A 19,061-nucleotide genomic window follows, 5' to 3' on the forward strand; every position below is an offset into this window, starting at 1 on the left:
TCTCCGTCCATGACGCCCGACGCGAGTACTGCGTCGCGTGAGGACCTGTTCCGGCGGGCCAAGGTCACCGCCGCCGACGCACGCGTCTTCACCGCCAAACTGATTATCGCGTATGGCCTTTGGGGCGTCGGCGTGGTGCTCGCCCTCTTCGTGGAGGCGTGGCCGGTCCGAGTGCTCGGTGTCATGCTCATCGGTGCGATGTACGCCCACTGGCTGGAGCTCCAGCACCAGTGCCTGCACCACTCGGCCTTCCGGCGAGCCCGCCTGCACCGGCTAGCGGGCGTGCCGCTGGGCGTGCCGATGCTGGTGTCGTACAGCCACTACCGGGTGCGGCACCTCCAGCACCACCGCTACCTGGGAACGGACCAGGACTCGGAGTTCTTCGGCTTCGACTCGCGGCAGCCAGTCACCTGGTCGGCGCTGATCCGCGAGGCCCTGGCCTTCGGCCGGCTGTTCGGTGCCATGACGGACATCGTCCGCTGCTGGGCCGGCGCCTGGTCCTACGACGTAGGCCAGATCTCCCCAGACCGTGAGCGCGAAGTGGTGGCCGAGTACCGGATGTTCGCCATACCGATCCTCGGTGCGGTGGCGCTGGCAGCCCTCGGCCACGGCGAGCTCGTGCTGTGGGTCTGGCTGCTCCCGCTGCTCGTCGCGGTCCCCCTGCACTTCCTGGTCGAGCTGCCCGAGCACATCATGTGCGACAACTCCTCCACCGACGTGCTGAACAACACCCGCTCCATCACCGGAAGCTGGTTCAGCACCTGGTACACCAACGGGAACAACCTGCACATCGAGCACCACGCTGCCATGGTGGTGCCGATCAACCAGCTGCGGAACCGGCACGACATCACGCTGGTATTCGCGGCACACACCTCGCCGAGCTATCCGAAATTCTTCCGGGCCATTGCGCAGGAGGCCTCGGCCAACGCCCGGGCGGCCCGTTCCCGGGGAGAGCCGTAGACGCAGGTTCCGATCCCTCAGTGGCCAGCGGCAGAACACCAGGACGGCCCGCTTGAAGACGCACGGGGCGCAATAGCATCGCGATACGCGCAGCGCATCGCAAGCGTGTGCGACAGAAGAATGGATAACGTGAACATAAGCGATGAGAACGGCATCAGAATCGTGCATGCCGGAATCGACGAGGCGCTTGGGCGCGATTGGCGCAAGGAACAACCGGACGTCGACCTGGTGCGGGTCAAGGATCCCGACATCACGGCCTGGCAGCCTCTTCGTGAGGCGGGGTTCACGGTCAAGCCCGGCTGGATCACCTGGCTCGCGCCCGCTTGTGCGAGTGAAGAGGATTTTTTGATGCGCATGTCGCGCCGCTCACAGCGCGGCGCCCGAAGCAGCGCTGCCGCCCTGGCGGAACGAGGAGTCACGTTGGCCTCAAGGTCACCGCTGGATCCCACTCAGATGGACGAGTTCCTCACGGTGTACGAAGCCCATGTCGCCACTCTGCGAAACGGCGTTCCCTTCGCCCGGCGATTTCGGGAGCGGCTGCTGGACAGGCCGGAGGACTACTTTATGGTCAGGGCAGAGGACGCGGACGGCGACCTGGTCGGCGCATGCCTGTGCGAAATCGACGCCACGATGTCGATCGTCCGCGTCCGTTTCACCGCCCTCGGAACTGGAGAGCGGGATGGGAACCTCGCCCGGTCGCTCTACCTGACCGCTTTTCAGGAGACCCGCGAGCGAGGCCATCGGTGGATTTCACTGGGCAGCGACCCAAGCACCTACGGTCATCTAGTGCAGCCCGGGCTCTTCGTATTCAAGAGCAGATTCGGGCTCTTTCCTGTCCCGCTGAAACTGCTGCAGCCGAACGCCCACCCTGTGCAAGCCGCCGACGAGGCGGATTTGGTGCTTCGATTGATCGCCCTCTCCGACCCCAGCCTTCACATCGCCTACCACGGCGACGCCCCGACCAGTCACGCTACCGATGCCGCATGGCTCAGGGAGGACGCCCAGCAGGACCCGGAGCCCGCCATCTCGTTGCACTTGGAGGTCCTGTCGCGCGATGCCGAAATCGATACGAATGCCTACCGCGCGGGATTTCTGCGTAGGACGACCCTGCGAGTGATTGATGCGTGACGCGGTGCTCGTCGTGGGGCCGAGTCCGCCCGGATCGGCACTACGAGCTGACCCAGTGGGGCGCGGTGGAAGCCTGCACTGGATCAGGGATATGACCTTCCACAAGGACGCATCCCAGGTCAGTCCTGAATCGAAAACAAACCATGGCCACTTCCGCTACCTGGCCATCCGCACCCTCCGACTTGCCGGACGGGCAACATCGCCTACGGCCGCCGCGACGGCTGCCCGCCGCGCCTGTCAAACGCGGTGAACCCAGACATAGGGGACACAAAGCTGGTGTCGTGCAGTGCGGTATCATCTCGTATGGCGTATTGAAAGTCAGCGCCTGTGCAACCCCGAGCAGTTGGGCCACGCACTCCCGCACGAGCCTCGCCAATTCCTCATTATCGGCTTGCAGGCTCCTTTTTGGAGACGACGTGAAAATCCTCCCCGAGATCTCTCGTACGCTGAGTGAATACCTCCTCATCCCGGGCCTGACCACAGAAGCCTGCACTCCGGACAATGTGGACCTCGGGGCGCCGTTGGTGCGTCACCGGGTCGGTGAGGAGCCGGGAATCCGGGTTGCCACACCCATGGTGAGCGCCATCATGCAGGCGGTGTCGTCACCGACCCTGGCGGTGGCATTGGCGCAGGTCGGCGGGCTGTCGTTCATCCATCAGAATCAGCAGATCGAGGACCAGGCCGCGGACGTGCTGGCGGTGAAGCGACACAAGGCTGGCTTCCGGACCAGCGAGGTCACCGTAGGGCCGCAGACGCCTCTCGGCGAGGTCGCCCGGCAGCTGTCCGAGGCCGAGCAGGGCGTGGCGGTCGTCACGCGGAGCGGTGAGGCGGATGGCGAATTTCTTGGGATCATCAGCCTCGACGACTTCCATCTGGAGCGTCACGGGGCCTCCGAGGTCGTCGGCAACCGGATGCGGGGTCGTGACGACCTGGTCACCGCGCCGGCCTCGATCTCCCTGTCCGAAGCCAATGAGCTGATCTGGCAGCACCATCTGGACGTGCTGCCGGTACTCGAGGACAGCCGGCTTGTCTCCCTGGTCCTCAAGAGGGACTACCAGGCCCACAAGACGTACCACCGTGCGACCGTAGACAGCGAGAAGCGTCTGCGAGTTGGTGCCGGCATCAACTCCCGTGACTTCAAGGACCGCATCCCCGCTCTGGTGGGGGCTGGCGCGGACGTGCTGTGCCTGGACTCCTCCGACGGCTACTCCGAATACCAGGCGAAGACCCTGCAATTCGCCCGTGAGGAATACGGAGGGGATGTCTTCATCGGCGCGGGGAACGTCGTCGACGGGCGGGCTTTCCGTTACCTGGCCGATGCGGGCGCGGCGTTCGTGAAGGTGGGGATCGGCGGCGGCGCCATCTGCACGACGCGGGCGCAGAAGGGCATCGGCCGCGGGCAAGCCTCCGCGCTGCTCGCTGTGGTCGAGGCGCGCGACGCCTACGCCCAGGAGACAGGGATGTACGTGCCGCTGTGCTGCGACGGGGGTCTGCTCAACGACTCGCACATGGCGATGGCGCTGGCGATGGGAGCGGACTTCATCATGCTCGGCCGCTACTTCGCCCGGCTCGACGAGAGCCCGTCGCGGAAGCTGCAGATCGGTGGTCAGTGGTACAAGGAGTACTGGGGCGAGGGCTCGCGGCGGGCACAGAACGCGGCCCGGTACGGTCAGCGCGGCCAGATGGTCTTCGAAGAAGGCGTTGACGGCTACGTGCCCTACGCCGGCAGCTTGTACGACAACGTGGAACGGACCCGGGCCAAGCTGATCTCCACGATGATCAGCTGCGGGTCGACGAACCTGCGGGACTTCCATCGGGATGCGGTGCTGGTTCCGGTGTCGGCGGAGTCGTTCAAGCAGACCGGGGCGGAGATCGAGGTACGCCGGCCCGCCATCGACGCTGGGGAGTGACGTGGCTGGCCGGGCTGCTGCCTGGCCGCCGGCGGCCCCGTGCCCTCGGCCTGAGCGCTGGTCGGCACGGGGTCGTTTGCCGTCACTCCGGCGGCTCCGACGAGCCCGGCCATCTTCCTGACCCTTCTCGCTTCAGTCCTGGCCTCGAAGGACTTTTGTCCGGCGCCCTAGCGCGCTGACTGGGCGACGCCGCTGGGCCGCCGTCGCGTCTCCTGCCAGCGCTTGCTGAACCCTGCTGTGCTGCCGCCGTGCCGACACGGAGCCGGGTCGGCACGGCCGCCCCGGCGTTCGTGTGCCGGCGCCGTGTTGCTCGCCCGTGCGGTGCTGCCGTCCCGCCGCCTGATGTCTGCCGTCGTTGTCCGCTACGGCGCCCGCCCGCCCCGCCGTCGCCCTTCGCGAAGCCTGCGGCAATGGCTGGCTCGGGGAAGTCGAAGGCCTTCAGGTCAGCTTCGACGCCGCCATCGCCAAGCCAGCTCAACCTGGTCGACATAGGTGTGCCCGTCTTCACCAACTCCACTTCACCACCCCAGGACGGATTCGAACCTCATGGCCGTTCGGGTTTGTGGGCAAAAAAGGTAGCGAAAGTCCTCTCAGCCCCTTCGATGGGTTCCTCCACCAGACGTGCAGTGAGGACGAGCCCGGCCTGCTGCAGGAGTTCGGCAATCCGATCAGGCGGCAGCAGGTAGGACTCGTAGGACACCGGATGACCGCCGTATCCCTGTGTGGGACGTAGATGCTGGTCGGCCCCTACGTGGCTGGCCAGCATCAAACAGCCGCCAGGCGCGAGAGTGCGGTGGAACTCGCCGAGCAACACCGGCAGCAACGTCGGTGGTGTGTGATGGGTGGAGTAGTACGCGAGGATGCCTCCGAGGTTGTCGTCCTCGATCGGGAGCGAGGTCATCGAGCCGACGCTGAAACGCAGATCTGGGTGGGCACTACGGGCCAGCTTGACCATGGCGGGCGATAGGTCTATGCCGAACGCAGGCACTTGCCGCTCCGCAAGGTAGGCCGTGACTTTGCCAGGCCCGCATCCCAGGTCGGCGACGGGCCCGAGACCAGCCGTTCGCACGACCTCTGCAAAGACGTTCAGCATCCCCCGTGACAGCGGATCCAGCTCCGCGGGAGGCTTGACCTGTTCGAAGTAGTCGGAGGCGACCGTGTCGTACGACTCCCGGACGGCGGCGAGGTGGGATAGATCAGGCATGCGGGCGACTCTAGTAGGGCCCGCACCCACGTGATCGTTGTTCACTTCAAGCGGTTCTGGCTCAACTTCTGTGACACGGCCACTCTGAGTGACAGCCGGACCTCTTCGAGCCATACCCGAAGTCGCCCCAAAATGGCCCGTCGGCCCGGCCGTTGGGCTGACAGTTCGGGGTCGTGGAAGAGGTCATGCTCCGGCTCAAGGAGCGGTTATTCCCGTCGATCGCGGACGTCGCGGTGCTTCGGTGGACGTGGACATCGAGATAGTGCCGTTGATGCGCAATGCGTCGCGGACGGCGTCAATGGCCGGCCGCCCAAGCACGGCCCGGAATTCCGCTTTGCCAAGCCGGAGACCTGGCCCGAGCCCGCGATCACCACGGTCACGGACACCACCAATTACGGCAAGGCCGAAACCCAGGCATGGGACCGAGTCCACCCCCGGCTCACTCACCGCTCATTATGGCTTGACCACGAGGGTGAACTTCCGCTGGTCGAAGGCACGTTGATCCGTCTGAAGGTCGAGCACCTGTCGAAGGAACGGGACGCCCCGCCGGTGTGGTGGTCCTCGAAAACCGGTGCCACCCCGGGCGATGTGGACCGTTTCTGGCGGGCCTTTCTCCGCCGCTTCGATCTGGAGCACACCTTCCGCTTCGCGAACCAGACCCTCGGTTGGACCACCCCGAAACTCCGTAGTCCCGAGGCGGCGGACCGCTGGACGTGGATCCTGATCGTCGCTCACACCAACTGCGGCTCGCCCGGCCGCTCGCCGAAGACCTTCGCCGGCCCTGGCAGAAACCCACCGCCCCCGACCGGCTCACTCCGGCCCGGGTCCGCCGGGGGTTCAGGAACATCCGCGCTCACCTGGCCTGCCCGTCCCGTGTTCCCAAACCCCGAGGCGCTGGCCCACCGCCGGCCGGCCACCCGGCACGATGTGGGAAGAGTGCTTGCCACTGGCGGGGCGTTCAGCCGTCCTGCCCACCACAAGGTGGGAACGAAACCCCGGCGAACTGGATGAATGACGAACTCAGGCTCGACCCGCCGATCGGGGCGACCGCCGACCTGAGGCGAGGCCGACAGGCGTTGTGCGCGGGCATCAGTCGGACTGCAGGGGCGGGACCTGCCTGGTGATCGCGGCTGCCGGCAGCAGATTGTCCGGTTCCGCTCCCGGGTCGGCGGTGACGACGACGCCGGCGGTGCGCGGGTCGAATCCGGCCGGCCAGATGGTGAGGTCGCTCGCCAGGGCGCCCTCGAATTTCGCCTGCTGCAAGTTGGCGCCGCTGAGGTCGCAGCCTCGCAGGTCGGCCATGCGCAGGTCCGCGCCGGCGAACACGGCGTCTTGGGCATAGGCGCTGCGCAGGTTCGCCTCCCGCAGGTCCGCACGGGAGAAGTCCGCCCTCTGCATGTCGGCCTTGACCAGGCGCGCGCCTCGCAGATCGGCTTCGATACAGCGGACCTGCTGGAGAATCGAGGTGCCGAACTCGACATGCCGCAGGTTGGCCGCTATCAGTGACGCCTTGCTTACGTTGGCCTTGTAGACGCTTGCTGCCTCCAGGCACGCGCCGTCGAAGTTGACGCCGCACAGCCACAGACCGTCACAGTCGGCTCGACGCAGGTCGGCCAGGCTGACGTTGAGCCACTGCGGGCGCGGGTCCTGGCGCAGGACGCCGAGACAGGTCAGTGCGGTCTGGGCGTCCGCGGCGCGGGTCTCCAGCGGTCGGACCGAGTTGATCGACGCGTCCGCTGCCGGGGAGCCGGGCTCGTGCGGCGGCCAGGGCAGGTGTGTCCGAAGATACGCTGCCATGAGGGAGACGATCGCCTCATGATCGCGGGGTGAGTGGTCCGCGATTCGCCACAGAGCGTGGATGCCCCCGATGCGCACGTCCAGCTTGTCGCTGCCGAGTTGATCCACGGCCCGGCTGAAGCGATCGGTGACGTGTCCCTCCCGGGTGGCGTTCAGCCCTTCCTGGCTGACGCGCAGCTGCCGCCATGTGGCGTAGGCGCCGAACAGCACGACCGCGCCGCCCACCGCTTGCAGGAGGGTGCTGCGCACGTTGTTCACCGCTCTTAACCGATCCGTCGCGGCGAGGTGGCCACCAGCGAGATCATGGTCGACCACCAGTCCCGGAAAAATCAGAAGCACAACGCCCAGGGCTGCGAGCACGGCCAGCACGGCCAACGCGACAACAACGGTTCGGGTCAGGCGCGAGCGGTCACGAAGAGGTCCCCCCCATGGGGATGGGATCTTAGCTTGTCGTTTTAACGTCCGGCGGGCCCCGCCGGACGTTAAAACGACAAGCTAAGTTGGTTCCGTCTTCCGTGCTGCTGTCCGCTGGCGTGCCGGGCTTCGCTGTCCGTCGCTGCGGCACTGGCGGGTCGCCGTCGCTGGTCCGCCGCTCCCTGGCCTGCTTGCCCGTGCCGGCTTGGCGCCGGTGTCCAGCTCCGCCGTGCGGCTGCCGCCTTGCCGCTACGCCGTGCCGTCTCGTCGTCGTACGGCGGCGTCGTGTCCCGCATCCGCCGCTCGTCGTCCCGGCGTTCCGCTGTCCCGTGTTGAGTGGCCGGTCCGTTACGCCGGCGGTTGGTAATGGGCTGGTGTCCGGGAAGGCGGGGTTGTTACAACCGGGCGTATGGGTATCTGGACTGACGCGTTCGTGGCACCCGGACAGCCGATGTTGCTGGCCCGGGAGGACTTCGGCCCTCTCGTGGTTGACCTGGCGCGCGAGCGTGTGGTGTGTACGCCGTGGGCGCTGATTGCGGGCAAGTTGTGCGTGAATGCCAGCCTCAACTGGGGAAGTGTCAGTGGCCAGGCACGCTGGGACCGCCCGCCCCCGGGCACCGAGCTGCGTACGGAGGAAGTGCCTGAGGAGCTCCGGGACGATGACCCGCCGCCGTGGGGACACTCGCACGAGCGGGCCCGCGTACTGGCTCACGGCGAGGCGATACTCGATGTGCTGCCTGCCCTGGAGCGTGCCCCGTACGGGGACGAGGACGTCGCTGTCATCTTCGATCACCTGGATTTCGGCAATCGCGCCATCACGGAGTACTTCCGCTTCGAAGACCACCGCACGATGCTGGTTTGCTTCGCACTGGCCGGCCCGCAGATCCGGCCCCTGGCCACCCGTGATGACGCGGAAACCAGCGGGCCGGTCCACCCTGTGCGTACCTGCATCGTTCACACCTTCAAGCTGGCGATGGAGGACGGGGCTGTCCCTGTGATCGCCTCTGTCGCGGGCCGCTACTTCGGCTCTGACCTGGTCAGTGGTTCAACCAGAGGTTGAGCAGCAGCCAGCTCCACAGGCCCGGGTGGTGGGGGGCGTGGCGCTCCCCGGCCCTACTGCGGGGGCCAGCGGCCCCGGTCCTGCTCGTGACCACGCCGGGCCTGGCAGGGCCAGGGGCCTGGCCACCTCTTGCTGCTCCCGTCAGGGAGCAGCCCCCTCCGCCGGCCACCGGCCGGCCCCGTGCTCCCCTTCCCCGTGCTGTTGCTCAGTCCGGCGGCAATGGTCGTCGGGCCGCCGCCCCTGCCACCGCTGCCCGTCGGCCCGCTACAGGCCTGTTCGCCCAGTTTGTACCGCTCGCGCTAGCCTCACCCGGTTGCGACCTCGTGCGACGACCGCGAGCGGCTCCTGGCTTAGTGGTCGGTCAGGGGCACGCCCTGGTGATCAGCCCAGGTGGTTATGCCCGGCTGCACGTTCTGTCTCCAGGCGGGCAGGCGGATCTCCCCTTGATTGGTGAGGGGTGCGGCCTCGGCGATCCCAAAGGCGTGGAAGAGCTGGTCGGCGAGGAGTGACCCGGCCTGCACGAGGCCGGTGCCGGCGTCCGTCAGGTCGTCCAGGACAGCTGTGGCTTCGCCCTGGGCACTTCGGCACAGGAACTCGCTGGGCGGGAAAGGGCTCGTCTGCTGTAGTACCAACGGATACACGTGTCCGGGGCGCGGCTGTCCGGGACGGGGATAGGGTTCCGGCGGCGCGTAAGGGTGGGAGTACATGCGGTCCACCAGGTCGACCTCGATGCTCACCGTGCCGGTGGCTCCGCACCGGTCCCGTGCATGTGTAGCGAGAAACGCCAGCGCGGACAGCAGCCGGTGCACGAGCACATCCGCCTGCAGCACACGCAGGCGCTCATCCGGCTCGATGTCCTTGTCGAACTCGGTCGGCAGGGGCTGGGCCCAGATTCCGGAGCCGTCGGTGTACAGGTATGCCAGGTCGCTACGTGAGCGCACCCGCGGGTGATGAAGCATCAGCCCCCCGGACTGAACGCTCACGGCCTTGAACGGCCGGTCGTCCTGTCCCAGCAGCGGTTGTGCCCCGCGCAGAGCTGGTTCGTGCTGAGCGAACGTTTCCTGGTTGATGCGCATGTCGCCGGGGATGTCAGGCACGAGCGTGACCAGCAGGTGGGGCAGATGGGCTCCACCGCGCGCGGCGCGGGCTCCAGCGGGGCCTCCCACCCGATGGCCGTCAACGAGACGGTGATCGCGATGCTGCGCCCGGAGCCGAACATGGCCAAGCTCGCCGACGACCCGGCCGAAGTCCGGGCAGCCGCCCAGGCCGCCGTCGACGCACCGGCCGGGATCGGCACCATCGCCTCGTACTGGACCGAGGTACCGCTGCCCGCCGCCGGCACCTGGAACGCGCCCGGCAAGGGCGGCGCCCAGGCCGACATCGTCCTGACCGCCCCGCAGGACCGGGTGCCGCTGCTGTTCATGGAGGTCGACAACTGCCACGAGACCGCGGAGGAGCTCGCCGACAAGCTGGAGAAGTACGCCCGGTTCTTGCGGCGGAAGGTGAAGGACACCGACGGACGTGAGCGCCCGATGTGGCGCACCCGCTGGACTGCCCCCGCTACTTGGTCCGGCGACAGGACGCATCCACCCGTGCTGCTCGTGTTCAACCGCCTCGGCGACCGCAACCCCAACCGCACCGTCCCGCGCCTGATCGAATTCACCCGACACCTGTGGGAGGGGCAGCGGCAAAAGGGCGGCCACCACCACTACGACGGGAAAATCCCGATTATCGCGACCGGACTGCGCAACCTGCGCCAGCACGGCCCGACCGGACCGGTATTCCTCCGCTTCGGCCGTACCCACATGCAGCCCCTGCGGGAGGCGATCGGCAACCCCCGCCGCGAAGCCGCCGACGCCCGAGCCCGGGAAGAGGCCCGGCTCGCCCAGGAGAAGTACAAGGCACGTACGGCGCGCGGCACAGGAGGCGGCGGAGAAGAAGGCGGCCGAGCGTGAGGCCCGCCGTCCCGTCTGCGCCGACTGCGGGACGAAGTTCACCGACGAACGGTGGAAGGCCGCCCAGGCGACCGACTGGGGAACCCCGAAGGACAGCCACCCGCAGCTCTGCGGCCACTGCAAGCACCAGGCCGTGACCGCCGCACGGCAGGAGCAGGTCGACAACGAGCGCCAGGAGCAGGACCAGGTGCACGAGGTGCCCGAGCAGAAGGCCGGCGGCTGGTTCTCACGCCTGCGCACCTGACCCGGGCAAGCCTCCCGCCGGCGGCGCGGGCAAGCCCAAGGCGAACCTGGGCAAGCCCGCGTTGTCGGTGGCGGCTGGAACGCTGAACGACACGAACAGCGAGGATCAGCAGGTGCCGAACGAGCGGCGAACGGGAGGATCCGGCGGGGTTCTTCGGCCGCATGGGCTGGTTGCGTTCCCGGGGAATGGGCGTGGAAGGAAGGCAGGTGCCGCTCCTCCTGACATCCCGCAAAGGCATCACGGAGCCGTGTCGAGGTCGCCATAGTGTCAGCATGACCGGGATCGTCATCTCCGCGTTCAGCTCGCTTGTCGCGCTGGGAGCATTGATAGTGAGCTTTCTGGCTCACCGTCATCAAGTGGCACGCGGCGTGGCTCTGGACGTTCGGGAACGCGCCCTCGAAGCGCGGGAGAAGGAAGCTGAGCGGCGTGAGCGCCGTATGCAGGCGTCGATGATCGAAATCCGGCACTCGTCGAATGGGTCACCGCTACACGAGGGGTGGGTGACACACCGCCTGGAGATCCTCAACCCAAGCAATCAGCCGATCACGGATCTGAGTGCAACGTACAACGGCGAAGCGGTGGCTGACGTGTCGGGGTCGCTCAACTCGGGTTCCACACGTGTGTTTCCGCTGCCTCCGCCGGAGAGCGGTATTCCGGCGTACATGGTTCTGCAGTACGTCACCGTCTTCTTCACCGATGCTGCCGGAATGCGATGGCGCCGCGACGGGGCCGGAGGCCTTTGGCGTGGCGTCCTGATGCCCGACAGCGAGTGGAGGTGGACGGATCGTGAGGAACCAGTCATCACGCCATCGATGGCGAACGACCTCCCCGTGGCACATAGAGGTGGGAGCACCCACCAGACCGCCGCCGCCGAAACACCCCGCCAGCGGCGCGCTCTCCTCCTCTGGGTCGCAGCCCTCGTGGCGGTGCTCGCGTTGCTTGCGGTGTTGTTGCTCAGCTGAACTCTGCCCTCGCCATACGGATACACAAAGCGGAGTCAGCGGGGCCGGGCGCCCACTACGAGTTCGCCGGCTCTCGCGCCATGTCGGGGTCCCCAGTCTGGAACGCGGGACCTGCTCGGGGAACCTGGGGCGCTCCTGGTAGGTGAACTCGATGGCGAGCGCGAGGGCGTGACGCCCTCGTCGGTCGTGGTGGAAGGCTGGTTGCGCTGGCGGGCATCGCTCTGGACGGCTCGGACGAAGCTTTCCACCCAGCCGGTGAACCGCGCGCGCTTCTCCGGATCGTCGCGGTCGTCGACGGTCTCGGCGATCTCGCCGAGCCAATACGTCGCCCAACTGTCCAGGACGATGCCGTCGCGGCGCTCCAAGAAGAGCCGACCGGGCCCCGGTCTCTCCCGGTGTACGCCATACCGGAGTGATCCCGGAGGTGGCCCACAGCTGCTGGAGGCATCCATCACCTCACGGACGGTGCCCTCGGTGCGGGTGCGCGGACACCTTTGCAAGGTTTTGACGCTGCCTCGTACAACCGTGCGCCAGATCACTTCCGTTAGCTCCGGTTAAAGACGAACCGCCCAGGTTGGGTGCGTTGCCTGGTGATGATCACGCCGCGCAGGAAAGGGGGCGGCGCGACACATACCAGCAACGTCCTGCCCCCCGGTTCGAGGGAGGGCAGGGCCGAAGGGACATGTCTTGTTGGGAAGGTTAATAACCAGAGGGAAGCACGCTCTCTCGCGGTTAGCCCTCGGTACGGCGGCCATGCTGCTGTTCAGTGCCGGCGGTGTGGCCGGTGCGGTCGAGACGGCTCCGGCCGCCAAGCCCGACCCCAACGCCGCCCCCTCGACCCGGCCCGCTGCCGGGCCGGAGAAGGCCACGCGTGCGGCTGCCGCGGGGTGTCGGGCAAGAGCCCGACGGCTGCGCCTCTGTCGCGGAATGCTGCGCCTGGCGGGTTCCAGCGGGTGACGTCTCAGAAGGTCCAGCTCAAGAATAAGGTGACCGACGCGGACGGGGACAGGTCGACGCTGACGTTTGAGGTGTGGACCGCGGATGCGGCAGGTAAGCCGCTGAAGAAGGTGAGCATCGCCGACAACGAGTGGGGTGTCATCGTCTCCCCCTACGTGGCGTCGGGGTCGACGGTCACGGTGGATGTGCCGGTGGGCAAGCTGGCGCTGAACACGAACTACGTCTTCCACACCTCGGCGTTCGACGGCTCCCTGTACGAAACGTCGTGGTCGCCGTGGGCGAAGTTCCGCATCGAGCTGCCGGTTGACCTGACGCTGCCGACGCCCAACTACAGTGCGCCCGATCCGACGTCGCTGAACTACTACCAGACGAAGCCGCTGGGCTCGGCCGGTACGCCGCTGTCTGCGCGCTCGTCGAAGTCGGCGGTGGAGCAGTGCAGCGAGGCGGATGCGGACGGCCGTCAGGTGTGCTTCGGCACGTCGACGCCGGTGGCCAAGGGCAAGGCGCCCAGGAGCGGCGCGAAGGCCGCGGGTGTGGCGACGGCCGGGGTGGAGTGGTGTCACACCGACTTCGAAAACATCCTCGCTACCCGGTTCATCGAGTGCGATGTCAGGTCGGTGCCGATCTACATTCGCATGGACGGCGCGATCCAGGCCACTGCCCGCTTCATGTTCCTGCGGATGCTTCAGCTCGATGGGCAGAACAGCTTCACCGAGCACCTGACGATCGAGCCCGCGCAGCAGATTCCTCCCGCGTTCCGTGAGATCAACTTCGTGGGCGTGGAGCACCTGTGCCAGGGGTCGTGTATACGCCGCAAGAGCCCGATCACAGCGCGTGGACGGGCAAGACGTGGTGGGTGCCGGGCGAGATGCATTCCGCGTCGCTGACCACCCCGTACACGTGGGACGCCTCGGTCGCCGGCAAGACGTACCTGTACAAGCCGGATGTGAAGATCGACGCGAACATTCTGCCTGCGGACGGGAAGATCCGCCCGTTCATGACCGGCTACCAGTGGTCTTTGGACTACGACGCCGGCACGGAGGATCTCGACCAGATCCGATGCGACACCACCAACGCCGGTCCGGGCACGGGCTGTGTGTTCGTCAACCACGCGCCTACCTACATCTTCAACGCCAAGGCTTTCCCGCAGGCCGCAGCGCACGCGTGGCTGATCCAGAAGGCCACCCCCAAGCACCCGGGTTCGATGGCCGATCGAAAGCCCCTGTACTACATGGGCGACAGTGCGCAGAACTCCCGTAGCCGTAACCGGATCTGCCCCACCGGGTGGGCCGCGGCGAACGGGGACGCCTCCGCCCTGGTGGACGCGGCCGACACGCTGAACTGTGACGAGTTCGCGTTCGCGTCCTCCTACAACAGCGGCGGCATGTCGCCATAGGACTCGAAGCAGACCCGTGCACCCACAGTGTTCACACAGGTTTCTACCGCGGACGCCGGCGTGGCCATGCTCAGGCCGAAGGCAGTAACGGTGGCACCGGACACGACAACGCGACTCAGCAACCTACGTATGCTCAAGCTTGTCTCACTTCTTCGTTGGCTTGATCTAGGTCGCGTCACCATACATGCAGGCAGCGCCCCCTCCTCGTCCTTGTCCATGACGCTGACCTGCCGAGTCAGTGGAGGACGAGTGCCGCCCATCGCGCCCGCTCGGCCCGAATCCGGCCAGCTCCTCATGGCGGCGCCGACCGTGGCGCGCTGGTATACCTTCGCAGTTCGCACTGGGATCGGCGGACCGCCGGGGACCACCTCCCGGCAACTCCACCTTCCGTGTCGGACCTTCCCGCTTAGGCGGGTACGCGGGGGGACGCCGAGCCGGGCCCCCGCGACGTCCAAATTCGCCACGTACGCGCAATTCACTTTCGGAGGCCGGTGTGCACCGCTACCAACCCAGAACCTGGCTCCTCGGCCTGGTATTTGCCCTCGTTTCCGTACTCGCCGCTCCCACGCCCGCCGGCGCGGCCGTGACCACGGAGGCCATCTTCAACAACCCGGCCGGCACTACCGCCGAGCAGGACAAGGTCCGTGACCGTCTCGTCGCCCTGATCAACGGTGCTCCGGCGGGCACTTCGGTCAGGCTGGCGCTGTACACCTTCACCGACAACGACGTCCGTGACGCGCTGATAGCAGCCAAGGGGCGCGGGGTCGCCGTAAAGGTGATCGTGGACTACAAGTCGCACGCCTACACCCCTACCGGAACCACCCTGACCCCCGGCGGCGAGTACGAGAACCTCGCGGAGGCACTCGGCACCGACCGCACGCAGCTGTCGTGGATCCTGTCCTGTCCGCAGGGCCGTGGCTGCATCGCGAACCGGGTCCTGTACTCGGGCGAGAACGGCTCGATCAACCACAACAAGTTCGCGCTGTTCTCCTCAACCGGAGGAACGAGCAATGTGGTGTTCCAGACGTCCGCCAACATGTCGGGCGTCCAGCGCACCGACCTGTTCAACAACGCTGTGACGCTCGTCGACAAGGGCCTTTACGACAATTACGTGGCCTACTTCAACGACCAGGTCACGTACAGCTCCACCGCGGGCACGGATACGTACTACAAAACGCCGACCAGCACGACCAACCCGTCATTCAAGAACTACTTCTTCCCCCGCAAAGAGGCTTCGGGTCTGACGTACAAGACCGACCCGTCGACAGACACCGTCAAGCTGATCCTTGACAAGGTCGACTGCGCGGCGCACAGCGAGGTGCGGATCGCGGCCAACCTGTTCAACCGTACCCACGTCGCCTCCAAGCTCGTAGCCATGGTGAACGCGGGCTGCTCCGTCACCCTGGCCGCCGACGCGGACCCGGACGGCGGCAAGCCGGGGTCGGGCGAACCGTCGATGCACCCGGACGTCGAGGCGATCGTCTCCGGTAAGCTGACGCAGCGTGTGGAGTGTTGGGAGAACCCGCCCGCCGGACGTACCGCCAAGATCGGCCTCCACTCCAAGTACCTGCTCGTCACCGGCACGTACGACGGCGTCGCCGGCAAGAAGATCGTCTGGACCGGTAGCCACAACTACACCTGGCAGGCCCTGCGCAACAACGACGAGACGCTGCTGAAAATCGACAGCGCGGCCCTCTATGACCTGTTCAAGGCCAACCACGATCAGCTGATGAGCTACTGCGCAGGCACCTGACCGCGCCGGGCCTGACCGCTCGGCATCGGGGCGCAGCCCGTAACGGCTGCGCCCCGATGCCGAGTCGGACCGACTGGCAGGCAAGGACTGGGCCGGTGCTGTCGCTGGACGGCACAGGCCCTCCACTCCAGCCCGTGTCACCGCACACTCGTCGATGCAGACCACCCTCAACTCCACCAGCACCCTCCGCACCGCCCTGAGCCTCTCTCTTGGAAAGTCATTCGCATGGCTTGAAAAGGGGGCGGAACGGCTGAGCGGGAACGGCCGTCGCCGTTCCCGCTCGGTCTCACTCAACCGGAACGATTCCTAGTTGTCGTTGAAGTACACGTAATACTCGGAATCTGAATTGTCCGAGGGCACGCCGCCGTCCGACGCGTGCCGGTAACTGCACTTCCCGTCGTTCGTGGTGTCGGTGAGACTGTACAAGAACTCGCCGGTCATGTGGTCGAAGACGTTCACCCACGCCTTCTTGCCGTCGGTCTTGGCGTCGCAGACCTTCACATGGTCGCCATGCTCCTCGAAGTAGGCCGAGGCGGCGCTGCCGCCATCACGCATCGGCCCGTGGCCCCAGTCGATCGCCTGAGCAGAGCCCGGCGCCATGGCCACTGCGAACGCCGCCATGGTCAGTGCGGATTCCGCCTTGAACAATTTTCTTGATGCGCAATTCACTCTCCCGTGGGTTTTCGGTTATAGCCGTATGGGGGTAACAGCAGAAGGCGTGTTATTTGCTGGCCGTATTGCTTGTGAGGCGACATTAACGAGAAGTCGCGACAATTCGCGTATACTTTCCCCGGTGTCGAACACTTTTAGTGCCTAACTGTTGCGGGACATGACGTTGGTGACACAGGCCAATGCCGGTAAAACCAAGGTGCTTCGACGGGCATCAGTCGGGTACCGTGCGGGCCATGTCGAGTCCTGAGTCAGACAAGGTGGGGGCTTTCGGTCACGCCGTCAGCCCCCTGAGCCACTGAGCTCGTAGCCCTGTCGTCGCGCCGCATTCTGCGGCCGAGCGAGTGTGCGGTTGGGGCTGGCCGCGGTGACGAGACGACCTTCTCGTGCTTCTCCTCACCTCGGAGCCACTCGATGCCTTTTTCGCTGTATCTGCTTGCCATGGCGGTCTTCGCCATGGGCACCTCGGAGTTCATGCTCGCCGGCCTCTTGCCGCACATCGCCTCAGATCTCGACGTCGCAGTCGGGACAGCAGGCACGCTCACCTCGGCCTTCGCGGCCGGCATGGCCGTCGGTGCTCCCCTTGTGGTAGCGCTTGCCCGCAACTGGCCCAGGCGCTCCAGCCTTCTCGGGTTCATCCTCGTTTTTGCGGCAGCTCACGTCGCGGGTGCCATCACCACGAGTTTCCCCATCCTGTTCGCTACCCGGGTCGTCGCCGCGCTCGCGAACGCAGGGTTCCTTGCCGTCGCTCTGACGGCTGCCGCCACGCTGGTCTCGCCCGACAAGAAGGGACGTGCGCTGGCCGTGCTGCTGTCCGGCACGACGGTAGCCACGATCGCCGGTGTCCCTGGTGGATCGGTACTCGGCACAGTGCTCGGCTGGCGGGCCACATTCTGGGCTGTCGCCGCTCTCTGCCTGCCTGCAGCTCTCGGCATCCTGAAGGGGATCCCGGCGGGACGTGTGAGGGAAGAGGCAACTGGCAGGCTGGCCTTGCGCGCGGAGCTCGCCCAGCTCACAAGGCCGCGGTTGATTCTGGTGATGCTGCTCGGCGCGCTGGTGAACGCGGCAACGTTCGGAAGCTTCACCTTCCTCGCCCCCGTCGTGACCGACACCGCCGGGCTGGGCGAGCTGTGGATCTCTGTCGTTCTGGTGCTTTTCGGTGCGGGCTCCTTCATCGGCGTCACCTTCGCTGGCCAGCTGTCCGACCAGCGCCCCGGTCTGGTCATCGCCGTCGGCGGTCCGTTGCTGCTCATCGGCTGGCCGGCCCTGGCTATGCTGGCCGACAAGCCGGTCGCTCTGCTCGTCCTCGTGTTCGTGCAGGGCGCGCTGTCGTTCGCGCTAGGTGGCACGCTGATCACGCGGGTCCTCTACGAGGCCACGGGAGCCCCCACCATGGCCGGGTCGTATGCGACCGCGGCACTCAACGTCGGCGCCGCCGTCGGCCCCCTCATCGCCGCGACCACCCTCAGCACCGCGGTCGGGAACCTCGGGCCGCTGTGGTCAAGCGGCCTGTTCGTCGCGATCACACTGCTCATCGCGTTCCCCCTCCGCACTGTCATCGCGGTCGGCCGAAGCACCGAGGTGCTCCAGTGACGCATGCGAACGCCCCCTTGAACATCGAGGGACGCCGAAGGCTCGTCGAACGCTGCCACACCCGTCCGATCGCCCACGTCGCCGCCGAGGCCGGCGTCTCCCGCGCCTGCCTGTCCAAGTGGAAGAACCGCTACGACCAGTACGGCGAGGCCGGGCTGCGGGACCGCTCCAGCCTCCGCACTCCTCACCGACCCAGACCCCGCCCGACGTCGTCGAACGGATTGAGCAGCTGCGGCGGGACAACAAGTGGTCTGCCCGCAGGATTGCACTCGATCTCGCGAACCAAGGCGTGAGGATCAGCGAACGCACCGTGGGCCGGTGGCTGGCGCGCCTGGGCATCAACCACCGCCGGTTCCTCGACCCCGACGGATCCGCCAACCGGCGCCCGCCGGAACGGATCGTGGCCCGCTACCCCGGCCACATGGTCCACCTGGACGTCAAGAAGGTCGGACGCATCCCCGACGGCGGCGGGTGGCGGGCCCACGGACGCGGCTCCGAGCAAGCCAGGGCCGCCCAGCGCGCGAAGACCGCCGGGACCAAGGGCGGATACATCCACCCGCACTCGGCCGTCGACGGGTTCTCTCGCCTGGCCTACACCGAACACCTCCCCGACGAGAAGGCCGTTACCACCGTGGCGTTCTTCAGCCGCGCCCGCGCGTTCTTCGCCGCCCACGGCATCCACCGGATCGTGCGCGTGGTCACCGACAACGGCGCCAACTACCGAGCCGCAGTCTTCGCGCGCTCCCTGACCTCGCGGGCTTCCCGCCACCAGCGGACCAAGCCCCACACGCCCCGTCACAACGGCAAGGTCGGGCGCTACCAGCGCATCCTCGCCGAAGAGCTGCTCTACGCCCGCCAGTGGACCTCCGAGGAAGAGCGAGCCCGGGCGATCACGGTCTGGAACATCCACTACAACTACCACCGGCCTCACACCACCGCCGATAATCGCCCTCCAGCCTCACGCCTCCGCACGAGCGTCACCAACGTCATGGCCAGCAACACCTAGTGCCGCATCAGACAACCTTTGCCCCGTAGTGACGTGACGCGCCGTTCGGATGC

At 66.8% G+C, this 19,061-nt stretch carries 14 protein-coding genes and 2 pseudogenes; 12 read left to right on the plus strand and 4 right to left on the minus strand.

Features of this window, described 5'->3' with window-relative positions; genetic code table 11:
• The first annotated feature begins 9 nt into the window (after nucleotides 1–9).
• The 3 genes from BKD26_RS37765 (at nucleotide 10) to BKD26_RS37775 (ending at nucleotide 3,998) form a co-directional block, all read left to right on the plus strand.
• Complete coding sequence (locus tag BKD26_RS37765; protein WP_084907622.1) at nucleotides 10–960, plus strand: fatty acid desaturase; 951 nt, start codon at nucleotides 10–12, stop codon at nucleotides 958–960.
• Nucleotides 961–1,089: 129 nt separating this feature from the next.
• Nucleotides 1,090–2,088, plus strand: a complete 999-nt coding sequence (locus BKD26_RS37770; protein WP_084907624.1) for a peptidogalycan biosysnthesis protein — start codon at nucleotides 1,090–1,092, stop codon at nucleotides 2,086–2,088.
• Nucleotides 2,089–2,504: 416 nt separating this feature from the next.
• Nucleotides 2,505–3,998, plus strand: coding sequence for an IMP dehydrogenase (locus BKD26_RS37775; RefSeq protein ID WP_084907626.1), 1,494 nt, complete (start codon nucleotides 2,505–2,507; stop codon nucleotides 3,996–3,998).
• 544 nt (nucleotides 3,999–4,542) lie between these two features.
• On the opposite strand, the gene BKD26_RS37780 is transcribed toward BKD26_RS37775, so the two are convergent.
• On the minus strand, nucleotides 4,543–5,202 hold the full coding sequence (locus BKD26_RS37780; RefSeq protein WP_084907628.1) for a class I SAM-dependent methyltransferase: 660 nt from the start codon (nucleotides 5,200–5,202) through the stop codon (nucleotides 4,543–4,545).
• A gap of 300 nt (nucleotides 5,203–5,502) precedes the next feature.
• Between BKD26_RS37780 and BKD26_RS41855 the strand changes: the two are divergent.
• Nucleotides 5,503–6,213 (plus strand): annotated as a pseudogene (locus BKD26_RS41855) (transposase); the annotation flags it as partial.
• A 78-nt stretch (nucleotides 6,214–6,291) separates the two neighbouring features.
• Here the strand turns inward: BKD26_RS41855 and BKD26_RS37790 are convergent.
• Entirely contained in the window at nucleotides 6,292–7,368 is a 1,077-nt protein-coding gene (locus BKD26_RS37790) for a pentapeptide repeat-containing protein (RefSeq protein ID WP_084907647.1), read from the minus strand.
• A gap of 454 nt (nucleotides 7,369–7,822) precedes the next feature.
• Here BKD26_RS37790 and BKD26_RS37795 point away from each other — a divergent pair, with 454 nt between their 5' ends.
• The gene (locus BKD26_RS37795; RefSeq protein WP_084907630.1) at nucleotides 7,823–8,473 is read left to right on the plus strand and encodes a hypothetical protein; all 651 of its coding nucleotides are present in this window, start codon (nucleotides 7,823–7,825) and stop codon (nucleotides 8,471–8,473) included.
• 350 nt (nucleotides 8,474–8,823) lie between these two features.
• Here BKD26_RS37795 and BKD26_RS37800 read toward each other — a convergent pair whose 3' ends face one another.
• On the minus strand, nucleotides 8,824–9,549 hold the full coding sequence (locus tag BKD26_RS37800) for a hypothetical protein (protein WP_241519036.1): 726 nt from the start codon (nucleotides 9,547–9,549) through the stop codon (nucleotides 8,824–8,826).
• Between the two features lie 45 nt (nucleotides 9,550–9,594).
• Between BKD26_RS37800 and BKD26_RS37805 the strand changes: the two genes are divergently transcribed.
• From BKD26_RS37805 to BKD26_RS37825, 5 genes are all read left to right on the plus strand, one after another.
• Nucleotides 9,595–10,428 carry a replication-relaxation family protein gene (locus BKD26_RS37805; protein ID WP_241519037.1) on the plus strand — a complete coding sequence of 278 codons (834 nt, stop codon included), beginning with the start codon at nucleotides 9,595–9,597 and terminating at the stop codon, nucleotides 10,426–10,428.
• Between the two features lie 516 nt (nucleotides 10,429–10,944).
• Nucleotides 10,945–11,634, plus strand: coding sequence for a hypothetical protein (locus tag BKD26_RS37810; RefSeq protein WP_084907634.1), 690 nt, complete (start codon nucleotides 10,945–10,947; stop codon nucleotides 11,632–11,634).
• A gap of 986 nt (nucleotides 11,635–12,620) precedes the next feature.
• Nucleotides 12,621–13,478, plus strand: a complete 858-nt coding sequence (locus tag BKD26_RS37815) for a hypothetical protein (protein ID WP_143662784.1) — start codon at nucleotides 12,621–12,623, stop codon at nucleotides 13,476–13,478.
• Complete coding sequence (locus BKD26_RS37820; protein WP_143662785.1) at nucleotides 13,460–13,987, plus strand: hypothetical protein; 528 nt, start codon at nucleotides 13,460–13,462, stop codon at nucleotides 13,985–13,987. The genes BKD26_RS37815 and BKD26_RS37820 overlap by 19 nt, the downstream gene beginning before the upstream one ends.
• A gap of 493 nt (nucleotides 13,988–14,480) precedes the next feature.
• Nucleotides 14,481–15,740 carry a phospholipase D-like domain-containing protein gene (locus BKD26_RS37825; RefSeq protein WP_241519038.1) on the plus strand — a complete coding sequence of 420 codons (1,260 nt, stop codon included), beginning with the start codon at nucleotides 14,481–14,483 and terminating at the stop codon, nucleotides 15,738–15,740.
• A gap of 306 nt (nucleotides 15,741–16,046) precedes the next feature.
• On the opposite strand, the gene BKD26_RS37830 is transcribed toward BKD26_RS37825, so the two are convergent.
• Nucleotides 16,047–16,361 carry a hypothetical protein gene (locus BKD26_RS37830; RefSeq protein ID WP_179166859.1) on the minus strand — a complete coding sequence of 105 codons (315 nt, stop codon included), beginning with the start codon at nucleotides 16,359–16,361 and terminating at the stop codon, nucleotides 16,047–16,049.
• A 462-nt stretch (nucleotides 16,362–16,823) separates the two neighbouring features.
• Here BKD26_RS37830 and BKD26_RS37835 point away from each other — a divergent pair, with 462 nt between their 5' ends.
• Both BKD26_RS37835 and BKD26_RS37840 read left to right on the plus strand, forming a co-directional pair.
• A complete protein-coding gene (locus BKD26_RS37835) occupies nucleotides 16,824–18,002 on the plus strand; it encodes a Cmx/CmrA family chloramphenicol efflux MFS transporter (RefSeq protein ID WP_084907643.1) in 1,179 nt (392 codons plus the stop codon).
• A pseudogene (locus tag BKD26_RS37840) lies at nucleotides 17,999–19,008 on the plus strand (IS481 family transposase). The gene BKD26_RS37835 and the pseudogene BKD26_RS37840 overlap by 4 nt, the downstream one beginning before the upstream one ends.
• Nucleotides 19,009–19,061: the final 53 nt, after the last annotated feature.

The sequence above is a fragment of the Streptomyces sp. CB03238 genome (genome assembly GCF_002099185.1).
Classification (GTDB): domain Bacteria; phylum Actinomycetota; class Actinomycetes; order Streptomycetales; family Streptomycetaceae; genus Streptomyces.

Coding starts and splice junctions, on each gene's coding strand:
- BKD26_RS37765 (WP_084907622.1), top strand. CDS start 10: ATGACGCCCGACGCGAGTACTGCGTCGCGTGAGGACCTGTTCCGGCGG.
- BKD26_RS37780 (WP_084907628.1), bottom strand. CDS start 5,202: ATGCCTGATCTATCCCACCTCGCCGCCGTCCGGGAGTCGTACGACACG.
- BKD26_RS37795 (WP_084907630.1), top strand. CDS start 7,823: ATGGGTATCTGGACTGACGCGTTCGTGGCACCCGGACAGCCGATGTTG.
- BKD26_RS37800 (WP_241519036.1), bottom strand. CDS start 9,549: ATGCGCATCAACCAGGAAACGTTCGCTCAGCACGAACCAGCTCTGCGC.
- BKD26_RS37805 (WP_241519037.1), top strand. CDS start 9,595: ATGGGCTCCACCGCGCGCGGCGCGGGCTCCAGCGGGGCCTCCCACCCG.
- BKD26_RS37810 (WP_084907634.1), top strand. CDS start 10,945: ATGACCGGGATCGTCATCTCCGCGTTCAGCTCGCTTGTCGCGCTGGGA.
- BKD26_RS37820 (WP_143662785.1), top strand. CDS start 13,460: ATGCATTCCGCGTCGCTGACCACCCCGTACACGTGGGACGCCTCGGTC.
- BKD26_RS37830 (WP_179166859.1), bottom strand. CDS start 16,361: ATGGCGGCGTTCGCAGTGGCCATGGCGCCGGGCTCTGCTCAGGCGATC.
- BKD26_RS37835 (WP_084907643.1), top strand. CDS start 16,824: ATGCCTTTTTCGCTGTATCTGCTTGCCATGGCGGTCTTCGCCATGGGC.